Origin of the sequence: Demequina sp. NBRC 110054 (genome assembly GCF_002090115.1) — a bacterium.
GTDB lineage: Bacteria > Actinomycetota > Actinomycetes > Actinomycetales > Demequinaceae > Demequina.
In genome coordinates, this window is sequence record NZ_BBRK01000004.1 from 546,663 (window position 1) to 564,898 (window position 18,236).

General features: G+C 71.2%; 12 protein-coding genes and 1 tRNA gene. 6 read left to right on the forward strand and 7 right to left on the reverse strand.

The annotated features are described in order from the left end of the window. Positions 1-173 precede the first annotated feature (173 nt). Positions 174-944, reverse strand: coding sequence for a hypothetical protein (locus B7K23_RS02530; protein WP_143338049.1), 771 nt, complete (start codon positions 942-944; stop codon positions 174-176). A 197-nt stretch (positions 945-1,141) separates the two neighbouring features. On the opposite strand from B7K23_RS02530, the gene B7K23_RS02535 reads away from it, so the two are divergent. Continuing rightward, a complete protein-coding gene (locus B7K23_RS02535; RefSeq protein ID WP_084124825.1) occupies positions 1,142-4,183 on the forward strand; it encodes a sigma-70 family RNA polymerase sigma factor in 3,042 nt (1,013 codons plus the stop codon). 102 nt (positions 4,184-4,285) lie between these two features. Here the strand turns inward: B7K23_RS02535 and B7K23_RS02540 are convergent, their stop codons facing one another. From B7K23_RS02540 to upp, 3 genes are all read right to left on the reverse strand, one after another. Then, on the reverse strand, positions 4,286-4,891 hold the full coding sequence (locus tag B7K23_RS02540; protein ID WP_084124827.1) for a DJ-1/PfpI family protein: 606 nt from the start codon (positions 4,889-4,891) through the stop codon (positions 4,286-4,288). A gap of 147 nt (positions 4,892-5,038) precedes the next feature. Beyond that, positions 5,039-6,388: a multidrug effflux MFS transporter gene (locus B7K23_RS02545; protein ID WP_234996389.1), complete on the reverse strand. Its 1,350-nt coding sequence runs from the start codon at positions 6,386-6,388 to the stop codon at positions 5,039-5,041. 271 nt (positions 6,389-6,659) lie between these two features. Continuing rightward, complete coding sequence (gene upp / locus B7K23_RS02550; protein ID WP_084124829.1) at positions 6,660-7,301, reverse strand: uracil phosphoribosyltransferase; 642 nt, start codon at positions 7,299-7,301, stop codon at positions 6,660-6,662. A gap of 52 nt (positions 7,302-7,353) precedes the next feature. Between upp and B7K23_RS02555 the strand changes: the two genes are divergently transcribed. Together B7K23_RS02555 and B7K23_RS02560 are read left to right on the forward strand one after the other, a co-directional pair. Beyond that, positions 7,354-7,821 carry a nucleoside deaminase gene (locus tag B7K23_RS02555; protein WP_234996390.1) on the forward strand — a complete coding sequence of 156 codons (468 nt, stop codon included), beginning with the start codon at positions 7,354-7,356 and terminating at the stop codon, positions 7,819-7,821. Next, on the forward strand, positions 7,818-8,918 hold the full coding sequence (locus B7K23_RS02560) for an FUSC family protein (RefSeq protein ID WP_084124833.1): 1,101 nt from the start codon (positions 7,818-7,820) through the stop codon (positions 8,916-8,918). Before B7K23_RS02555 ends, B7K23_RS02560 begins: the two co-directional genes overlap by 4 nt. A gap of 167 nt (positions 8,919-9,085) precedes the next feature. On the opposite strand, the gene B7K23_RS02565 is transcribed toward B7K23_RS02560, so the two are convergent. The 3 genes from B7K23_RS02565 to yicI are packed head-to-tail and all read right to left on the reverse strand — an operon-like array spanning position 9,086 to position 15,397. Continuing rightward, positions 9,086-10,999, reverse strand: coding sequence for a glycoside hydrolase family 127 protein (locus tag B7K23_RS02565; protein ID WP_159451276.1), 1,914 nt, complete (start codon positions 10,997-10,999; stop codon positions 9,086-9,088). Then, complete coding sequence (locus B7K23_RS02570; protein WP_159451277.1) at positions 10,996-13,092, reverse strand: glycoside hydrolase family 36 protein; 2,097 nt, start codon at positions 13,090-13,092, stop codon at positions 10,996-10,998. The genes B7K23_RS02565 and B7K23_RS02570 overlap by 4 nt, the downstream gene beginning before the upstream one ends. A 34-nt stretch (positions 13,093-13,126) precedes the next feature. Further along, positions 13,127-15,397: an alpha-xylosidase gene (yicI, locus tag B7K23_RS02575; protein ID WP_084124840.1), complete on the reverse strand. Its 2,271-nt coding sequence runs from the start codon at positions 15,395-15,397 to the stop codon at positions 13,127-13,129. A gap of 404 nt (positions 15,398-15,801) precedes the next feature. On the opposite strand from yicI, the gene B7K23_RS02580 reads away from it, so the two are divergent. The 3 genes from B7K23_RS02580 to B7K23_RS02590 all read left to right on the forward strand — a co-directional run bounded on the left by B7K23_RS02580 (position 15,802) and on the right by B7K23_RS02590 (position 18,231). Further along, on the forward strand, positions 15,802-16,833 hold the full coding sequence (locus B7K23_RS02580; protein WP_084124842.1) for a LacI family DNA-binding transcriptional regulator: 1,032 nt from the start codon (positions 15,802-15,804) through the stop codon (positions 16,831-16,833). Positions 16,834-16,887: 54 nt separating this feature from the next. After that, positions 16,888-16,978, forward strand: a tRNA-Ser gene (locus tag B7K23_RS02585). Between the two features lie 182 nt (positions 16,979-17,160). Next, positions 17,161-18,231 carry a DUF998 domain-containing protein gene (locus tag B7K23_RS02590; RefSeq protein ID WP_084124844.1) on the forward strand — a complete coding sequence of 357 codons (1,071 nt, stop codon included), beginning with the start codon at positions 17,161-17,163 and terminating at the stop codon, positions 18,229-18,231. Positions 18,232-18,236 lie beyond the last annotated feature (5 nt).

The following is an 18,236-nucleotide window of genomic DNA, read 5'->3' on the forward strand; positions in this document are numbered from 1 at the left end:
AGCCGGCGACTCGATGTCAGTGAGATGCGGCACAAAGTGGCGCGACCCGCCGCCCGCCTCCCGGGTCTGCGGCAGGGTGCCTGCTAAGAGCCGCGGGCGGCGGGCGCGTCCGGACAAAAGGATGCGGCGCGTGACGCCCTCAGCTCGTCACGCGCCGCACATCTATGTGTCCGCTATCGCTGCAACGACTCCACGAGCTCGTGCGCGTAGCGGTGGGTGGTGGGAAGCGACTCGATCCAGACGCGCGGGGGCTGGCGGACCAGGTTCGCGACGCGCATCTGCACGGCCTTGTCTCCGATGTGGTCCCGCAGCTCGGCGATGCCCATGCCCAGGCCGGCGCCGCGCTCGACGAGCACGGCGTACAGGCCGTCGCTCAGGCGGGACATCGGGTAGCCGGTGCCGTACGCACCCGTGAGCGCCTGGCCGACGGCTGCGTTGCGTGCCATCCGCTGCCACGGGTCGCTGTCCTCGACGGACACATCGACCATCACGAGCGCGTGGGTGTCGGGGACGCGGAGACCCTTGCGCTCGGCGGCGCCGTAGACCTCGGCGAGCCGCTGCACCAGGTAGTCGGCAGTGCCGAGACCCGACTCGGGGTCGTGCATCTGCGTGGCGATCTGCGTCGCAGAGTCGCCTTCCGTCCAGCCCTCGCACAGCGAGCGGATGGATCGGATCGGAGCCGACTCGTAGCCAGCAGAGCGGAACAGGACGGCCATGTCGTCGATCGCCTCGGTGATGCCGACCCCCACGGAAGCGCGGGCCTGGCCGAGCCGGTACGCGGCAGGCGCGGTGTCGAGGCGCGCGTCGAGCGCCTCGACCAGGGCCTCGGCGGCCGGGGTGTACCAGTCGCCGGGGCGCAGCCACACCGAGTCAACCGACGCCGACTCCCACTGGCGCAGGAGCGAGCGGCCGGTGGCCCTCGGGATGTTCACATCGCTGCTCATGCCCCATGAGAGGGGGGTCCGACACGCCTATGACGCGATTTCGCAGTTTTTTTCTTGAGATCGGATAGGTGCGCCTCTCGAACGCCCCGCGCGCGCCTCGCTGTGTGACCAATTGCGCAGTTCGTACACTTGTCCCTTGCAGCGCCCACACAGGACAATGGTGCGCAAGCAGTAGAGAACAGACACGACAGGAACCCATGAGTCACGAGGCCATCGCGCTATGGACGGATTCGTCCAGCGACCCCGAGCTCATCGCAGGCGTGCGCGCCGGCGATGCGGGGGCCTTCGGCGTGCTCTACGAGCGCCACGTCGATGCGGCCAGGAAGGTCGCGGCGCAGTACACGAACACGGCCTCCGACATCGACGACGTGGTCTCCGAGTCGTTCTCGCGCGTGCTGCGCGCGCTGCAGCGAGGCGACGGCCCCGATCTCGCCTTCCGCGCCTACCTGTTCACGATCGTCCGCCGCACGGGCATGGACCTCATCAACCGCGGCATCAGGACTCGGCCTCGCGACGATATGTCGGAGTACGAGACGACGATGGGCTACGAGGCCTCGTCCGAGGAGCCCACGATGGAGGGCTTCGAGAAGGGCCTCGTCGCAGATGCCTTCCGGTCGCTCCCCGAGCGCTGGCAGGCCGTGCTCTGGTACACCGAGGTCGAGAAGAAGAGCCCCAAGGAGATCGCGCCGCTGCTCGGCCTGAGCGCGAACGGCGTCGCGGCACTGTCCTATCGCGCGCGTGAGGCGCTGCGCCAGGCCTACCTGCAGCAGCACCTCACCACCTCCGACCAGGTCGACTGCCTCGAGGCCAACGCGCAGCTCGGCGCCTACGTCCGCGGCGGGCTCAGCAAGCGGGAGTCCACCCGCGTCGATGGCCACGTGCAGTCCTGCGAGCGCTGCAAGGCGCTCATCCTCGAGCTCGAGGACGTCAACCGCGGCATGCGCGGCATCATCGCCCCGCTCGTGATGGGCGTCCTCGGCGTCGGCGCGCTCGAAGGCGGACTGCCGATCGGAGGCGCCCTGGCGGCAGGCGCAGGCGCGGCCGCCGGATCCAGCGCGGCCTCGGGAGCCGGCGCCTCGTCGGCCACCGGCTCTGCAGCCGGCGGTGCCGGCTCGACCGCCGTCGGAGCGGGCGCCACCACGGGCGCGAGCACCGCCTCCGCAGTCAGCGGCGTCGCCGCCGGTGCCGCGGGCGTGGCGGGAGCCGTCGGCACGACCGGCGCGGCCGGCGCAGCTGCGACCGCGGGAACGGTCGCGTCCTTCCTGGGTGGCGCTGCCTCCCTTGCGCTTCCCGTCGCCGCGACCGTCGGCGTCGTCGCCCTCGCGGCCACCGGCGCCTCGTTCCTCGGCATCATCGGCCCGGACGACTCGCCGGTCTCCGCCCCGAGCGCGAGCGACACGCCCGCCGCGGTGGAGACCACCGAGGCGGGAGCCGCGGCGGAGGGCACGACAGACCCCGCCCCCGAGGCGGAGGCTGAGGACACGGAGCTCGACGAGCCCCTGGTCGACGAGCTCACCGACGGCGGCACGAGCACCGCCGGATCCTCCACCGCAGGCACGACCACGGAGAGCGGGATCGTGGTGGACGGGTCGGCACCGCTCACCGGCGGCGGACGCGTGAACACCACGGGCTCGGGCGACGACAAGAGCACGGGCACCAGCTCGGGCGACGACGAGGATTCCGACTCCTCGGGCACCGACTCGTCGGGCACTGACGACGCGGGAGCGGGCGACGACGGCTCGACCTCCGGCGGCGACGACGGCACCGAGACCGGCGGAAGCGACGGCGGCGACGACGGCGGCGACGACGGAGAGGTCACGCCTCCCACGGTCATCCAGACCGCGAGCCTGTCCATCCGCCAGTCCCCGCTGGGCTTCCTGGGCATCTCGTCGAGCGCGCCCGAGATCTCGATGACGCTCGCGAACGGCGGCGACGGCGCGGCGGCCGACGTCACCGCGGACATCACGCTTCCCGACGGCCTCGCCTTCTCGACGCCGGATGCGGGCGTCGGCAGCTTCTCGGCCGCAGCGCCTCTGCAGCTCGACGACTACATGACCTTCGCCGCCGACGGCACGTTCACCTCGGGCGCCTGGGAGTGCACGCTCACCGCGGACAGGACCGGAGCGACGTGCTCGCTCGAGTCCCTCGAGCCGGGCGCCTCGACCACGATGGACCTCGACGTGACTATCACGGGCGCTCTGGCGTCCGACGCCGTCACCACGTTCCGGGTCACGGCCGGTGACGACGTGCACGAGTACCAGGTCCGCACGGGCCTGTCCGACGCGAGCAGCGACCTCGTCCCGGCCTTCGCGATCTCGGGCAACGTGACTGCCACGCAGGTCGGCGCACCGCTGCTCGAGTGCCCGTCCTCGGCGTCGCACTGCACGACGGCGATGCAGTTCAACGGCAACGCGACCAACTCGTGGCTCAACAACAACTACTACGCGATGCAACCCGCCGAGGGGATCCCCGGCCTCGTCGGCTCGAACGTCACGACGCTCGACATCCCGGACGATGCGACGGTCGCCTACGCGTCGCTCGAGTGGTCGGCGAGCGCCTCCTACGGCGACGACGAGTTCTCGGGCGACACCTCGGTCGCCCAACTCCTGCTCCCCGGAGCGACCGAGGCAGTCGAGGTCTCGGCGGACACCGTCGAACTCTCCGACGACGGCCACGGGCGCGCCGTGTACCAGGCTCGCCTCGACGTGACCGACCTGGTGAAGAGCTCCGGCGCGGGCGACTACGGCCTCGGCGGCACCGCGCTCGCCGTGGCGTACGACGACGCGTCATCGGTCCGCGACTACTACGCCGGCTTCGCGCTGACCGTGGTCTACGAGGAGGACTCGCTCCCCGACGCATCCGTCGCGATCTACGCGGGCCAGCAGTGGCTCTCCGGGCACGACTCGGCCTCCTTCGACCTCTTCGCCTCGGATGCATCCGACGTCACTGTCGGAGTGGTCGGATGGAGCGGCGACCGCGGCTACGTCGGCGACCGGCTCGACATCGACGGCGACACGCTCGCCCCGCTGCACTGGAAGAACGGCAAGACCTCGACCGGCGACTCCGGCAACGCGATGGACTCGACCGCCTTCGGCTTCGCGAACCCGAACACGCTGGGCGTGGACGCCAAGCCGTTCCGCGCGAAGAGCGTCGGCGAGGGCCTCCACACGCTCACGGCCCGCACCGACGTCGACACGTACCTCCTCAGCACCGTGTCGATCACCGCGGTCCGCGGCTGACGGAGCCCCGGCTCGCCCTGGCCCCAGACGGCCCGCTGACAGACTCCCGAGACCGGCAGCGCGCGGGCGCATGCCCCACCCGCGCGGCCCACGCGGGAACGCCTAGCGCTCAGGCGTGGGGCTCCAGTCAAGGTCGAGCTGCCGTGCGGTGCGCTGAGCCATCTCCACCCCATGGTCGCGAGCGACCAGGTGCAGCGACATGTGGATCCCCGAGGTCAAGCCTCCCGAGGTGACCACGTCTCCGTCGTCGACCCACCGGACTCCGGGGACAGCCTCGCGGACACTCTCGTGGGCGCCGAGGTCAGGCACGTCCTCCCAGTGGGTCGTCGCCGGCCGTCCCTGGAGCAGTCCGGCGTCGCCGAGCAGGAACGCGCCCGTGCAGACGGAGGTCACGAGGAGGCTGCGCTCCGCGAGCGCGGTGATCGCCTCAGCGATACGCGAGTCGGCGCGCGCGGCGGCGAGGTCCACGAGACCGGGGACGAGCAGGACGTCGAGATCACCGGCGTCCTCCGCTGCGACCAGTCCCGTGAGCGTCATGCCGCCGAAGGCCTCGACGTCGTCACCTCCCGCGCTGATCAGCACCACGTCATAGAGCGGAGCCTCGCCGTCGCGGATCGCGAGACGGGAGGCCGTGAGGAACACCTCGTAGGGTCCACCCGCGTCGATGAGGTCGAAGTGCTTGTACAGGAGGATGCCGATGCGCCGCATGGCCCCAACGTAACCCGGTGACACATCGCCAGTCGCGTGCGGCTGGCACCAGACAAGGCGAGAGGGTCTACGCCTTCAGTGGCCGAAGCGCGGGTGGGCTCACGCGGTCAACGGTCGACACGCAGGTGGGCTCCCCGGCGCGGTCGCCTAGGCCAGCACCTCACGGCTGACACCAGGGCGCACGACGAGCCACAGGCTGACGTGAGCGACGGCGAGCGTCACGCACATCACGGCCGCCATCGCGATGACCGAGATCCCGAAGAACCCGGCGACCGGCGAGATGAGCCCGGCGACGCCGAAGTTGAAGGCGCCGAGCATCGAGGCGGCGGTACCGGCCTCGTGCGCGTGGTCCGCGAGCGCGAGCACCTGGACCGGCGGGCCGATCAGGCCGACCGGGGCGATCGAGAGGAACAGGCTCACGAGCACCGCGACCAGGCCGAGGTCCATGAGGCCTGTCAACAGCAGCGCGAGGGCACCCATGGACTGCAGCGTCACGCCGATCGTGAGGACCATGCGCGGAGGGTGACGACGCATGAGGCGCGCGCCCACCTGGTTGAGGAACACCAGGCCGACGGAGTTGGTGCCGAACACGAGGGCGAACTGCTGCGACGACAGCCCGTACAGGTCCTGGAGCACGAACGAGGCCGACGACAGGTACGAGAACAGGGCGGCGAAGGTCATGCCTCCGACGACCAGGACGCCGAGGAACGTGCGGTCGGAGACGAGCACGCGGTAGCGCCGCAGGACGATGCGACGGTCGAAGGTGCCGCGGTCCTCGGCCGGCAGGGTCTCGAACAGGAGGATGGCGGAGACGACGGTGACGAGCAGGCCGTAGGCCGCGAGGACCACGAACACGCCGCGCCACTCGACGAACTGCAGCACCTGCGCTCCCACGACCGGCGCGAGCACCGGGGCGAGGCCCGTGACGAGCGCCATGCGCGCGAGGGTGCGCACGAGCTTCTGCCCGGAGAACAGGTCGCGGACGATCGCCATCGCGACGACCGCGGCGCCGGAGGCCCCGAGGCCCTGGAAGATGCGGCCGATCATCACGCCGGTGACGTCCTGCGCGAACACCACGGCGATCGACGCGATCACGTGGACCGACGTCGCGATGAGCAGCGGCCAACGGCGGCCGACGGCGTCGCTGAGCGGCCCGATGAGCAGCTGGCCCAGCCCGAAGCCGATCATGGTCGCGGTCAGCGTGAGCTGGATCGCCGCGTCGGTGGTCTGGAGGGACGCGGCGACGTCGGGGAACGCCGGCAGGTACATGTCGACAGTGAAGGGGCCGAGCGCGACCGCCGCGCCCAGCAGCACGATGAGCACGCCGCGGCGGCGGCGCGAGAGCGCGTCGCCGGGGTGAGCGTCGTGGTGCGCGTCGACGCTGTGGTTCTCGGGGTGGCGCGCCGCGGGGCGACGCGTCTCGGTGCGGTGCGCGCCGACGACGTCGACGGGCGCGGAGTCGGCCGGGCAGGGTGGCATGTTCAGGTCGGTGCTCATGAAGGCGTGGCTCTCCTGGGAAAGACGAGGTGGAAAGCCACGACGCTGTGGCTGATGGTTCTGTGGGGGCGGCTCGTGCAGAGGTCGCGGGGCCGACCGGCGGCCTCAGCGCGTGGGGAACCCCTCCGGGCGCACCAACGGTCGTCGCTCTCAGTGTATTCCACCTGTCGCGAAATGACACCACAGGAGTGTGCAGATTCACATCGCGGCCGTGCGGCCGCGCAGCCGGTCCTCGTTCGCGAGCTCGGCCCCGCGGGCCGCGCGCGCGTGGCTAGTGGTCGACGATGCCGTAGAGACGGTCGCCGGCGTCGCCCAGGCCCGGCACGATGTAGCCGACCTCGTTGAGCTTCTCGTCGACCTTCGCCACGACGACGTTCACGTTCGCACGCTCGCCCACGGCCTCGCGAACGTTCTCGATGCCCTCGGGAGCGGCGAGCAGGCATACGCACGTCACGTCGGTCGCGCCGCGCTCGAGCACGTACTCGATCGCCATGATGAGCGATCCGCCCGTCGCGAGCATCGGGTCGATGAGGAAGACCTGACGCCCGGTGAGGTCGTCGGGCAGGCGGTTCGCGTAGGTGATCGCCTCGAGGGTCTCCTCGTCGCGCTTGAGGCCGAGGAAGCCGACCTCGGCGTTCGGCATGAGGCGGGTCATGCCGTCGAGCATCCCGAGCCCCGCGCGCAGGATCGGGACGATGATGGGCTGGGGGTCGGAGATGTGCGTCCCCATGGTCTTGGTGAGCGGCGTCTCGACCTCGCGCTCCTCGACCCGCACGTGACGCGTGGCCTCGTACGCGAGCAGGGTCACCAGCTCGTCGACGAGCAGGCGGAACACCGGTGAGGGCGTGTCCTTGTCGCGCAGGATCGTGACCTTGTGGTCGATGAGCGGGTGATTCGCGACGTGCAGCTCCATGGGGGACAGCCTACCCAGCGGGGACCGACTTCGGGGCGCTACCGTGGCCGCCATGAGCAGCGTGCTGGACGAGTCTTATGGAGCGGCGATGGACGCGGCGCTGGCGCTCGCCCGCGCGGCGGCTGCGGACGGCGACGTCCCCGTGGGCGCCGTGGTCCTCGACGAGTCGGGGACCGTCATCGGCAAGGGCCGCAACCGACGCGAGGTCGACGCCGACCCGAGCGCGCACGCGGAGATCCTCGCGCTGCGCGACGCGGCGGCGCGGCGCGGCTCGTGGCGGCTCGACGGCTGCACGCTGGTCGTCACGCTCGAGCCGTGCCTCATGTGCGCGGGCGCGGTCCTGCAGTCGCGCGTGCCGCGCATCGTCCTGGGTGCCTGGGACGACAAGGCGGGTGCGACCGGATCCCGGTGGGACGTGGTCCGCGACGCGCGCGTCGGCGCGAAGGTCGAGGTGGTCTCGGGCGTGAGGGCCGACGAGTGCGCCGACCTGCTGCGCGACTTCTTCGAGACCCGCAGGTGAACGCCCAGGCGCAGAGGCGCGACATCTGGGCCGATGGGATGCGCCGCGCGGTCGCGACCCTCGGCACGATCGCTCCCCCGGGACAGCCCCGGTGGCCGATCGCGCTGCAGGCGACCGTCGTGATGACCGTCCCGCTGCTCATCGGGGCCGCGACCGACCACTTCGAGCAGGGCCTGCTCGCATGCGTCGGCGCGTTCGCGGTGCCGTACTTCGCCGCGCTTCCGCGCCTTGAGCGGCTGCGCCTGCGGCCCCTCGCGGGCCTCGTGCTCGTGCTGTCGTCGGCGCTCGGGGCCGGGCTCGGTCCGTACCCGGTCGCCGCGGGCCTCGGGCTCATCGCCGTCGCGACCGCGGTCGGCGCCGCGGTGCACGGCTACCGGCTCGGGCCTCCCGGACCGCTGTTCCCCGTCATCGTCTACGGCATGTCGGCGCACGCGACCGCGGAGGGGGAGGCCGCGCTCGAGCTCGTCGGCTGGGTCGCCGCCGGGTGCGCGTTCGCCGTGGTCGCGAGCATCGTGCCGCTCGTGCGGCGCGTGCACTGGCAGGTCACGCCCCGCCCGCTCAGGGTGCTGCTCGCTCCTCCCGAGTGGGACCGAGGCGCACGAGACCTCGCGGTCCGCACCGCGATCGTCGCGACGGTCTGCACCACGGTGAGCCTGCTCTACACCGATCCCGAGCGCGCGTACTGGACGGTGGCTGCCGGAGTGGTGGTCGTCGGGATCATCCCGGGGCGCGGCATCGCGCTGCATCGCGGCATCCACCGCACGGTCGGCACGGTCGCCGGCGCGCTGATCTTCATGGGGATCGGGGCGCTGCCCCCGAACCCGTGGCTGCTCGCGCTCATCCTCGGGACGCTGCAGTTCGTGACGGAGCTGACGATCACGCGCCACTACGCGGTCGCGGTCGCGGCCGTCACGCCGCTCGCGCTCATCATCGTGACGTCGTCGATCGGCGACTTCGGGACGCCGGCTGTTGTCGGCGAGCGCATCCTCGACACGCTCGTCGGCTCGGGAGTCGCGGTGCTCACCGCGCTGATCCACCCGCCGGGCCCGCCGGGACGCCCGAGCGTGAACCCGCCGCCGCGCGCGGACGGCGCCTGAGCCCCGTCCGCGGGGCCGTGACGCGCACAGGATCGCGCCCTGGAATCGCACCACGCCCTGAATTCGGACGCTTCTCGGCCCTCCTGCGATTCCAGGAGGCATCACCGTCGCCCGGCGGTCGAGCGATCTGCACTCGGTGAGGCGGGGCTCCTCTGACAGCTCGCCCCTCAGAGCGTGGGCACCCAGACGCGCATCGCCGTCGGTCCACGATTCGCCCACCGCGCGTAAGGGATCGCCGTGACCCTGACCGGCGCACTCGCGGTCGGCGCGGGCACGTCTCCGTAGAGCGGCAGATCGGCCCCCGCGACCTCGTGCGCGGTGAGCACGAGACCTGTCGTCTCGAGCTCCGGCACCGGTGCGGGCTCGGCGGCCCTCACGTCATCGGGTGTGACCCGCAGGTCCTCGAGCACGACCTTGCGCTCGGCCGAGGCGGTCTCGAGGCAGTACACCAACGGGCCCTTCATCATCGCGATCGAGCCGCGCACGGCGTCGACATAGGGGTGAGGGTGGACCGCGCGGACAGGGACGGCGGCCTCGACGATCACGCTGTCCCCGGCCTTCCACTCCCGCTCGATCTCCGCGTATCCGTCGACCTCGACCGCGACGGGCTCGCCGTTCACCGTCGCCGTCACCGCCGACGCTCCTGCCGGGACGCGCAGGCGAAGCCGCCACGTGCCGGTGGTCTGCTCGACCACGGCGCCGATCCGGCCCCCGTAGGGCGCGTCCGTCTCCGTGCACACGCGCGCCGACCAGCCGTCGCCGCGTGCGCTGAGCGTGGTGGCCGCGGGGATCTGCAAGGTGACCCCGCGCTCGTCGCACGTCGCGAGGTAGGAAGCGAGGGAGGAGCCGAGGCGGGCGAGGTTGGGCGGGCAGCACGCGCACCCGTACCAGGACAGCCGCTCCGCGGGAGAGTCCTCCGCCTCCGGGCGGTGGCCCGTGCGCATCTGCAGCGGGTTCGAGTAGAAGAAGTGCTCGCCGTCGAGCGCGACGCCCGACAGCACCCCGTTGCGCAGCACGCGCTCCATCTCGAACGCGTAGCGCGCCTCGTCCGTCGCCATGAGCAGCCGGTACGACAGCATGAAGCTCGCGATGCCCGCGCAGGTCTCCGCGTAGGCGCGCTCGGGAGGCAGCTCGTACGCGTCTCCGAAGGACTCGTCGCGGTGGCGCGAGCCCTGACCGCCCGTGAGGTAGGTCTTGGTCTCGATCGCATCGGTCCACACCCGCACGGCCGCATCCGTGAGCCCGGGGTCGTTCTTCTCGAGCGCGAGGTCAGCGACGCCGGTGCTGAGGTACAGCTGGCGCACCGCGTGGCCCATCGCGGTCGTCGACTCCCGCACGGGCACGTCGTTCTGGTAGTAGGCCGAGGCGAATCCCGCGGGCCCGCTCATCGGGAGATGGGACCGGCGCTCGAGGAACAGGGCGGCCAGCTCGGCGCTGCGCTCGTCCCCCGTCTCCCGGTAGAGCTCCATGAGCGCGGTCTCGATCTCGGGATGGCCGGGGAAGCCGACGCGTCCGTCGGGTCCGAGCACGTCCCAGATGTGGTCGACGACTCGGCGAGAGATCGCGAGCAGGCGGTCGTCACCGTTCGCGCGGTTCCACGCGACCGCGGCCTGGATGAGGTGCCCGGCGCAGTACAGCTCGTGGCCCATCCTGAGGTCGCTCCAGCGCTCGGGCGTCGTGGGCAGCTGGAAGTGGCTGTTGAGGTAGCCGTCCTCGCGCTGGGCCCGACCGAGCAGGTCGACCGAGGTCTCGAGGAACTCCGGGAAGGGGTTGGCGCCCGTGCGCGCCGTCTCCCAGGCGACCGCCTCGAGCGTCTTGTAGAGGTCCGAGTCGGCGAACGGGGGTCCGATGAACTCGCCCTCCCCCGCGATCGCCTTGCGGAGATTGTCGAGGACCCCGCTGGTCTCCATCTGTGCGACCACGTGCGGCAGCGTCGCGGAGCCGTTGAGGTGCTGCCAGCGGCCGAGCTCGTCAGTCGAGTCGACCACGATGTCGGAGAGGTCGACGGGCCTCTGCCGATACGCGAACGGATCGCGGAGGCGCACCGGCCCGGCCACGCCTTCCTTCTTCTCTGCGGTCATCGGTTCTCCACCTTCCTGAGTGCGTACAGCCTCGCCTCGAGGTCTCCCATGCCAGTGATCTCGAGCGCGCCCCGCTCGGGGTCCCACGACGTCTCCCATGCCGCGAGGTCCGACGCTGGCGCCGGGAACGCCTGCACCACCTCGACCTCGGCTCCCGCGAGGTGCGGGAACGACAGCTCCGCGGCAGCGGCGTCGGCGCGGCTCCACACGCACGCGAGCGTCACGTCGTCGGACAGGGCACGGCTGCCCGACGCGACCACCTCGTCCGACCATCCCGGCAGCCCGAGCGGCCACATGGGCACGGACTCGCGGTGGTGGCGGATCACGCCGCGGTAGACCGCGGCCGCCTGCGCGACGAGCGCGCGCGAGCGCTCGGAGAACCTGTCGAGGTATCCCGAGAGATACATCCGCCCGGCGAGCCCCGTCACGAGCGCGAAGGCGACCTCCTCGGCGTTCATCTCCCAGTGCGGGTACGCCCAGTTGCCCGCCTGCTCGAGCGGCATCGCCATTCCCGCGCCGGCCGCGATCGGCGGGTAGAGGCGCGCGTCCTGCTGATCCGATGTCGACTGCAGGTCGTAGAGCGACAGCGTCGCCCGGTCCTGGCGCATCGCGCCCGACGCGCACGACTCGAGGATCACGTGCGGGTGGCGCTCCCGGATGCCTTCCACGAGCTCCTGCAGCGCACGATGGTGCGCGAGCAGGCCGGCCCCCGGCGAGACACCGTCAGGGTCGGGCCCCGCGCCCGGGGTGACGTTGTAGTCCCACTTGATGTACTCGGCCCCGTACTCGCCGATCACCCGGTCGAACGTCGCGTCGACGTGGGCGCGTGCCGCATCGTCCGTGAGGTCGAGGAAGTAGCGATCGTGCGAGGCGATCCGGGCTCCCCCGCGCGTCATGAAGGCGCTGTCCGGCAGCTCCGCGGCGACGTCGGAGCGCACGCCGATCACCTCGGGCTCGAGCCACAGCCCCGGCCGCATGCCGCGCGCGCGGATCCGCTCCAGGAGCCGCGCGAGCCCGCCCTCGCCGAAGCGTCGCACGGAGGGCTCCCACCGTCCGACGGAGGGCCACCAGTCGCCGCCCTCGTCGTACCAGCCCGCGTCGATGCAGAACACGTCCGCGCCGACCTCGGCCACCGCGTCGATCAGCGGCTCGAGCTTCTCGGTGGTCGGATCACCCATGAGGGTGTTCATGTAGTCGTTGTAGATCAGCGCGGTCGAGGCGTCCGCGGGCTGCGGCCCGTGGGTCGCGCGCCGGTGCGCGGTCAGGCGGGCATTCGCGTCCACGAGGTCGGCGCCGAGCGCGACGGTCGCGGGCACGGTCGTGAACGACTCCCCCGGCGCGAGCGGATGCGACCAGCCGTGCTGGAGCGCCGTCGGGCCCATGAGGATCAGCCCGAGCCAGTCCTCGCGAGCGAAGAGCGAGCCGACCTCCCAGCGCCAAGGCCCGTTGTGCTCGATCTCCCACGCGAGCGCCGCGTCGGGACCCACGAGGACGCCGCCCGGCTGGAACCGTCCGGTCGGCCACGTGGTCTCACCCGTGCGCTCGACGACGCCCCTCGCCGGCTGACGGTGGATCGCGGGGTTGATGTCAGGAAGCAGATCCGCGATCGGCTCGGGACTCCACCGGTTCTCGGCCATCTGCTCGTTGCGAGCGGTCCACACCTGGGTGGAGCTGGTCCGCCCCAGGTAGCCGGTGAGCCCGCCCAGCGAGATCGAGGAGACCGCCTCGAGGACCCGCGTCGCGTCACCGACGTTCGTCACGGTCGTGCGGCACCGGTAGGTGCCCGCACCGGTCGTCGCCGCGATCTCCGTCCAGGTCTCCAGCCCTGAGGCATCGTCGCGCTGCACCACGACCAGCCGCTGCTCGGTGGCCTCATGCGAGACGTAACGGAGCGCCTCGCCGACCACTCCGCGGCGGTGGCTCGAGCTCGCGCAGATGAGGCCCGCGTCTGTCGTGACGAGCTCCACGAGAGCCTGCGCCCTGCCCTCGGCGGGACCCGCGATGACATCGGAGACGCCGATCACGACGGGCGCGTCGTCCGCCGCGACGACGCGCAGCTCGGCCCCGAGGTCACCCCAGGCGAAGGTCGTCATCCTTGCTCCGTTCGCGCATGGCGCAGGGCGGGCGTCAGCCACGCTGGATCCTGGCGACACCGGAGACGGACGGCACGAGGGCGCGTTCCACCTCGAGGCTCCACCCCTCGGGCAGGCCGAGCGCGGTGACCTCCACCGCATCGTCCGTCACGGTCACGGTCGCCTCGACCTCCTGGGCGTCGGCCTCGAAGCCCGACCTCAGCGTGAGCGTACGGGTGCCGCTCTCACCCGGGAAGACACGCAGCCTCAGGCCCTCGAGCAGGCTCCCTTCGGTGTCCCGCCTGCCGTCCTGGAAGGCGAGGACGGCACCGTCGCGCACCATCAGCGGAAGCGTGTGGACGTCGTGGACCTCGCGCTGCCAGCCGCGCTCCGCGCGCGCGCCGGTCAGCAGATTGGTCCAGCCGCCTGCGGGCAGGTAGTAGTCGACCGTGCCGTCGGGGGTGAGCACGGGCGCGACCATGAGGTCGGGGCCGAGCATGTACTGGTGGTCCAGGCGCGCGACGCCCGGGTCGTCCGGGAACTCGAGCAGCAGGTGGCGCATCATCGGCACACCCTGCGTCACGGTGTCCTCGGCGATCATCGCGAGCGTCGGCAGGAGGCTCAGCTTGAGCGTCGTGAACTCGCGGAGCACGTCGACCGCCTCCTCATCGAACTCCCACGGCACACGCACCGAGTGCGAGCCGTGGAGCCGCGAGTGGCTCGACAGCAGGCCGAACGCGACCCACCGCTTGTACAGGTCGTTCGAGGGCTTGCCCTCGAAGCCGCCGATGTCGTGGGCCCAGTAGCCGAAGCCGGACGAGGCGAGGGAGACGCCGCCGCGCACGGTCTCCGCCATCGCCACGTGGGTCGCTTCGCAGTCGCCGCCCCAGTGGACGGGCATCGTCTGCCCGCCTGCGGTGGCCGACCGGGCGAACAGCACCGCGTTGCCCTTGCCCTTGCGCCGCTCGAGCAGCTCGTGGACCGTGCGGTTGTACAGATGCGTGTAGTAGTTGTGCATCCGCTGCGGGTCGCTGCCGTCGTGGTAGACCACGTCGGTCGGGACGGACTCGCCGAAGTCGGTCTTGAAGGCGTCGACGCCCTGGTCGAGCAGCCTGTCGAGGTAGCCCGCGTACCACTCGCGCGCTTCGGGGTTGGTGAAGTCCACGAGCCCCATGCCCGACTGCCAGAAGTCGGTCTGATAGACGCCGCCGTCCTCGAGCCGGAGCAGGTAGCCCTTCTCCTTGCCCTCCTCGAACAGCGGGGAGCGCGCGCCGATGTAGGGGTTGATCCACAGGCACACCCGCACGCCCTTGTCGTGGTGGTCAGCGATGCGCGCCACAGGGTCGGGGAAGTAGCGCGCGTCCCACTCGAAGTCGCACCACTGGAACTCGCGCATCCAGAAGCAGTCGTAGTGGAACGCGGACAGCGGGATGTCGCGCTCGGCCATGCCGTCGATGAACGCCGACACAGTCTCGGCGTCGTAGTCCGTGAGGAACGAGGTGGTGAGCCACAGGCCGTACGACCAGTGCGGAAGTCGCGGAGGCCGTCCCGTGAGCGCGGTGTACTTCGTCAGCACCTCCTTGGGGCTGGGTCCGAGGATCACGTAGTACGTGAGGCGCTGGCCGGGGACGCTGAACTGGACGCGGCCCACCTTCTCCGACCCGACCTCGAAGGAGGCCTCCTCGGGGTGGTCGACGAACACCCCGTAGCCCCTGTCGGTCATGTAGAAGGGGATGTTCTTGTACGAGCGGTCAGAGGAGGTGCCCGAGTCGTCGTTCCACATGTCGACGACCTGGCCGTTCTTGGCCACGGGTCCGAAGCGCTCGCCGAGGCCGATCACGGTCTCGCCGACGCCGAGCGACAGCTGCTGGTGCACGAACTCCTGGCCCTCGGGGCCGACGAGCGAGCCGACGCCCTTGAAGCCCGAGCCCGTGAGCACGCTCCCGTCAGGACGGCGGAACTCGAACTGCGCCGTCGCCCTGTCGAGGACGAGCGAGAGGTCCCCGGAGGCGAAAATGACGGCCGCATCGTCCGCATCCGCGGTGACCCGCGAGGCGCCGGGCTCGTTCAGCTCGAAGTCGGGCGTCGCGTGGCGGCGGCCAGTGAAGTGCTCGACCGTCACGGCGATCACGTCGTCGGCCGGGGCACTGAGGGAGAGCGTGAGCTCGGGGTTCGAGAGCGTCATGCCGCGGTGCTCGATCGGGTTGGTCGGCGCGAAGACCGTCATCGATCGGGCGTCGTCCGAGACGCGGACATCGTGGATCACCCGCGGGTGCAGCGCGGTGAAGCCCTCACGGACCCGCCAATAGCCTTCGGTGAACTTCATGATGCGTTCCTGATTCCTCTCACGACGCGACTGCCTCCAACCGCTCCGGGCGCCTCGGCGGTACCTCCGCCGTGGTCGGCCGGCCTTGCAACGTTGCAACCTTGGTGCGCAACGTTCCTCGCAGCAACACGACGAGGAGCGTCGGCCGCCCCGCCCGACGAGCGCCTCGCGCCGAGCATGGGGTATTCGTCCTCGACCAGGATGACGCCCGCACCTCAGTGCGGGCGTCCACCCAGATCCACTCTGACCCGAGTCGACGACCGACAAGGCCGATACTTGCATTCGTTGCAAGAATCCGCAAGCCTGACTTGCGTTCGTTGCAACACGAGCGGCCACGCCCGTGTCTCCCTGGCGCCGCGGTCGCTACGATCAGGACCCAAGAGCCACCCTCGGGAAGGACCTCCATGACCTCGCGCCGCCACGTGACGCTGCGGGATGTCGCGCGCGAGGCAGGCGTCTCGGTGCGGACCGTGTCGAACGTCGTCAACGACTTCCACTACGTCAGCAGCGAGACGAGGGAGAAGGTCGAGGCGGCCATCGCGGTGCTCGGATACCGCCCGAACCGCAGCGCGCGCAGCCTCCGCAACGGATCCACGCGCACGCTCGGGCTGGTCCTCCCGGAGTTCTCGCAACCCTACTTCGCCGAGCTGGCCGACACCGTCTTCGCCGCGGCGGCCGAGGCGGGCTACAAGGTGCTGATCGAGACGCTGGGCCCCGGCGGCGACGAGCGGATCGCCGACGTCGTCGGCGACCTGGCCGTCTCGACCGACGGCGTGCTCGTGAGCCCGACCTTCCTCGACGGCACGACGCTCGCGGCGGAGGACAGCCCCGTCCCGATGGTCGCGCTCACGGCGCGCAGGATCGATGCCGGCTTCGATCACGTCGCCATGGACGATGCGCGAGGCGCCGAGCTCGCGACGGCGCACCTGCTGGGGATGGGTCGGCGGCGCATCGCCGCGATCGGCTCGGCCCTGGGATTCGCGCGCCACGGCCGCACCGGGGAGGCCAGGCACAGGGGCTACCTGGCGGCGCACGCGACGGCCGGCGTCGAGCCCGACGAGGCGCTCGCCGTCGGGACGCTCGAGTGGACCCAGGCATCGGGCTACGAGGCGGTGCGGGAGCTGCGCAGCCGAGGCGCCGCGTTCGACGCGGTGTTCGCCATGAACGACCTGCTCGCGATCGGGGTGCTCCATGCACTCCAGGACGAGGGGGCGGCCATCCCCGGCGATGTCGCCGTCGCCGGCTTCGACGACATCGCCATGGCGAGCCACCTCTCCCCTCCCCTCACGACCATCGATCCCGGCATGCGGGACATCGTCGACACCGCCATCCGGCTGCTCCTGGGACGGATCGACGGCTCCCGGACCGGCCAAGGCGAGGAGATCCTCGTGCCGCCGACGCTCGTCGTCCGCGGCACGACCCACGCACCCTCGTAGCCCGCGCGGGGCCCGATTAGGTCTTTCAGGTGAACGACCGGTATCCTCTTTCGCGGTGACGTGTCCGAGCGGCCGAAGGTGCAGCACTCGAAATGCTGTGTACGGTAACCCCGTACCGTGGGTTCAAATCCCACCGTCACCGCCACTGAGGAAGCCCGCCTCGCGAGATCGCGAGGCGGGCTTCGTCGTCTCCGGCGGCGCGGATCGCGAGCAGCCGCCCCCCGCATCGTCCCGTCGCCTCCCGGCCTCCGCGCCGCCGCACCCGGCGCCCGTCACCCGAGCCGGGTACGCTCCGAGACGAGGGACTTCTCGGACGGGAGCACGCAGATGACGGAGCCCATCCCTGGCAGGGACGATGCGGCCACGGGCCCGGCGTCGCAGGGCGGAATCGGCCTCAGCGCACGGACGAACACGACGCTCGAGCTCACCGCGACCGGGCTGGGTGCCTTCGCCTTCACCGCGGTCGCCGCGGTCGCCCTCCTCGCCCTCGGCTTCGGCCCCTCACCCATCGCCGGCCCCGACTCGGTCGGTCAGTACGCGGCGCTCGCCTCCGCGGTCACGGCGGCACTCGCGTTCGCCGGCGGCCGGTACGTGCTGCATCTGAGGTCAGCCCCGCGGATCGACAGTGCGCTCGACGTCGCTGACGTCGCCGCCCTCGCGGTCGCGCACGGCGTGATCGCCCTTCTCAGCTGGACTCTCGCCGCCGAGATCATGTCCCAGGCCTTCATCGACGCGACCGTGTTCGCGCTGGCCGCCTACGGGCTCGCGGGCGCGACCGCCGCGGTGTCCGCCTACGTGTCTTTCCTCTCCGCGGTGAACATGGACGCGCAGCTGCTCGCGATCGTGCTCGCGGTCTTCCTGGTCGAGGGCGTGCTCGCAAGCGCGCTCACCGCGAGCGATCCCGCCTGGTGGGAGGAGAACCTCAGCTCGCTCGGGATCACCCACGACGTGTCGGCGCTCGCGTTCAACCTCACCCTGATCGTCGCGGGATTCCTGGTCGCGGTGCTCGCGCGGGTCGCGACGCGGGACATCCCGACCGCCGAGCCCCAAGGCATGCTCAAGGTGCGGACCGCGCTCATCATCATCGGCGTGTTCCTGGGCCTGGTCGGGGTGTTCAAGGTGGACACGCACTTCTGGATCCACACCGGGGTGGCGAGCGGCATGGCGGTCACCTTCGCCGTCCTCACCATCCGGCTGCGCGCGTGGGTGCCCGGCTTGTCACGCGCGTTCCTCCCCGTCGGCTGGGGCTTCTCCGCGTTCATCTTCTTCCTTGGCGTCCTGTTCGCGTTCGGGAGGCTCACGCTGACCGCCGTGGAGCTCGTCGCCGGCGTGCTCGTGTTCGCGTGGATCATCCTGTTCCAGCGCAACGTCGGCGCGCTGCGCGCCGACTCGGCCTGAGCGCC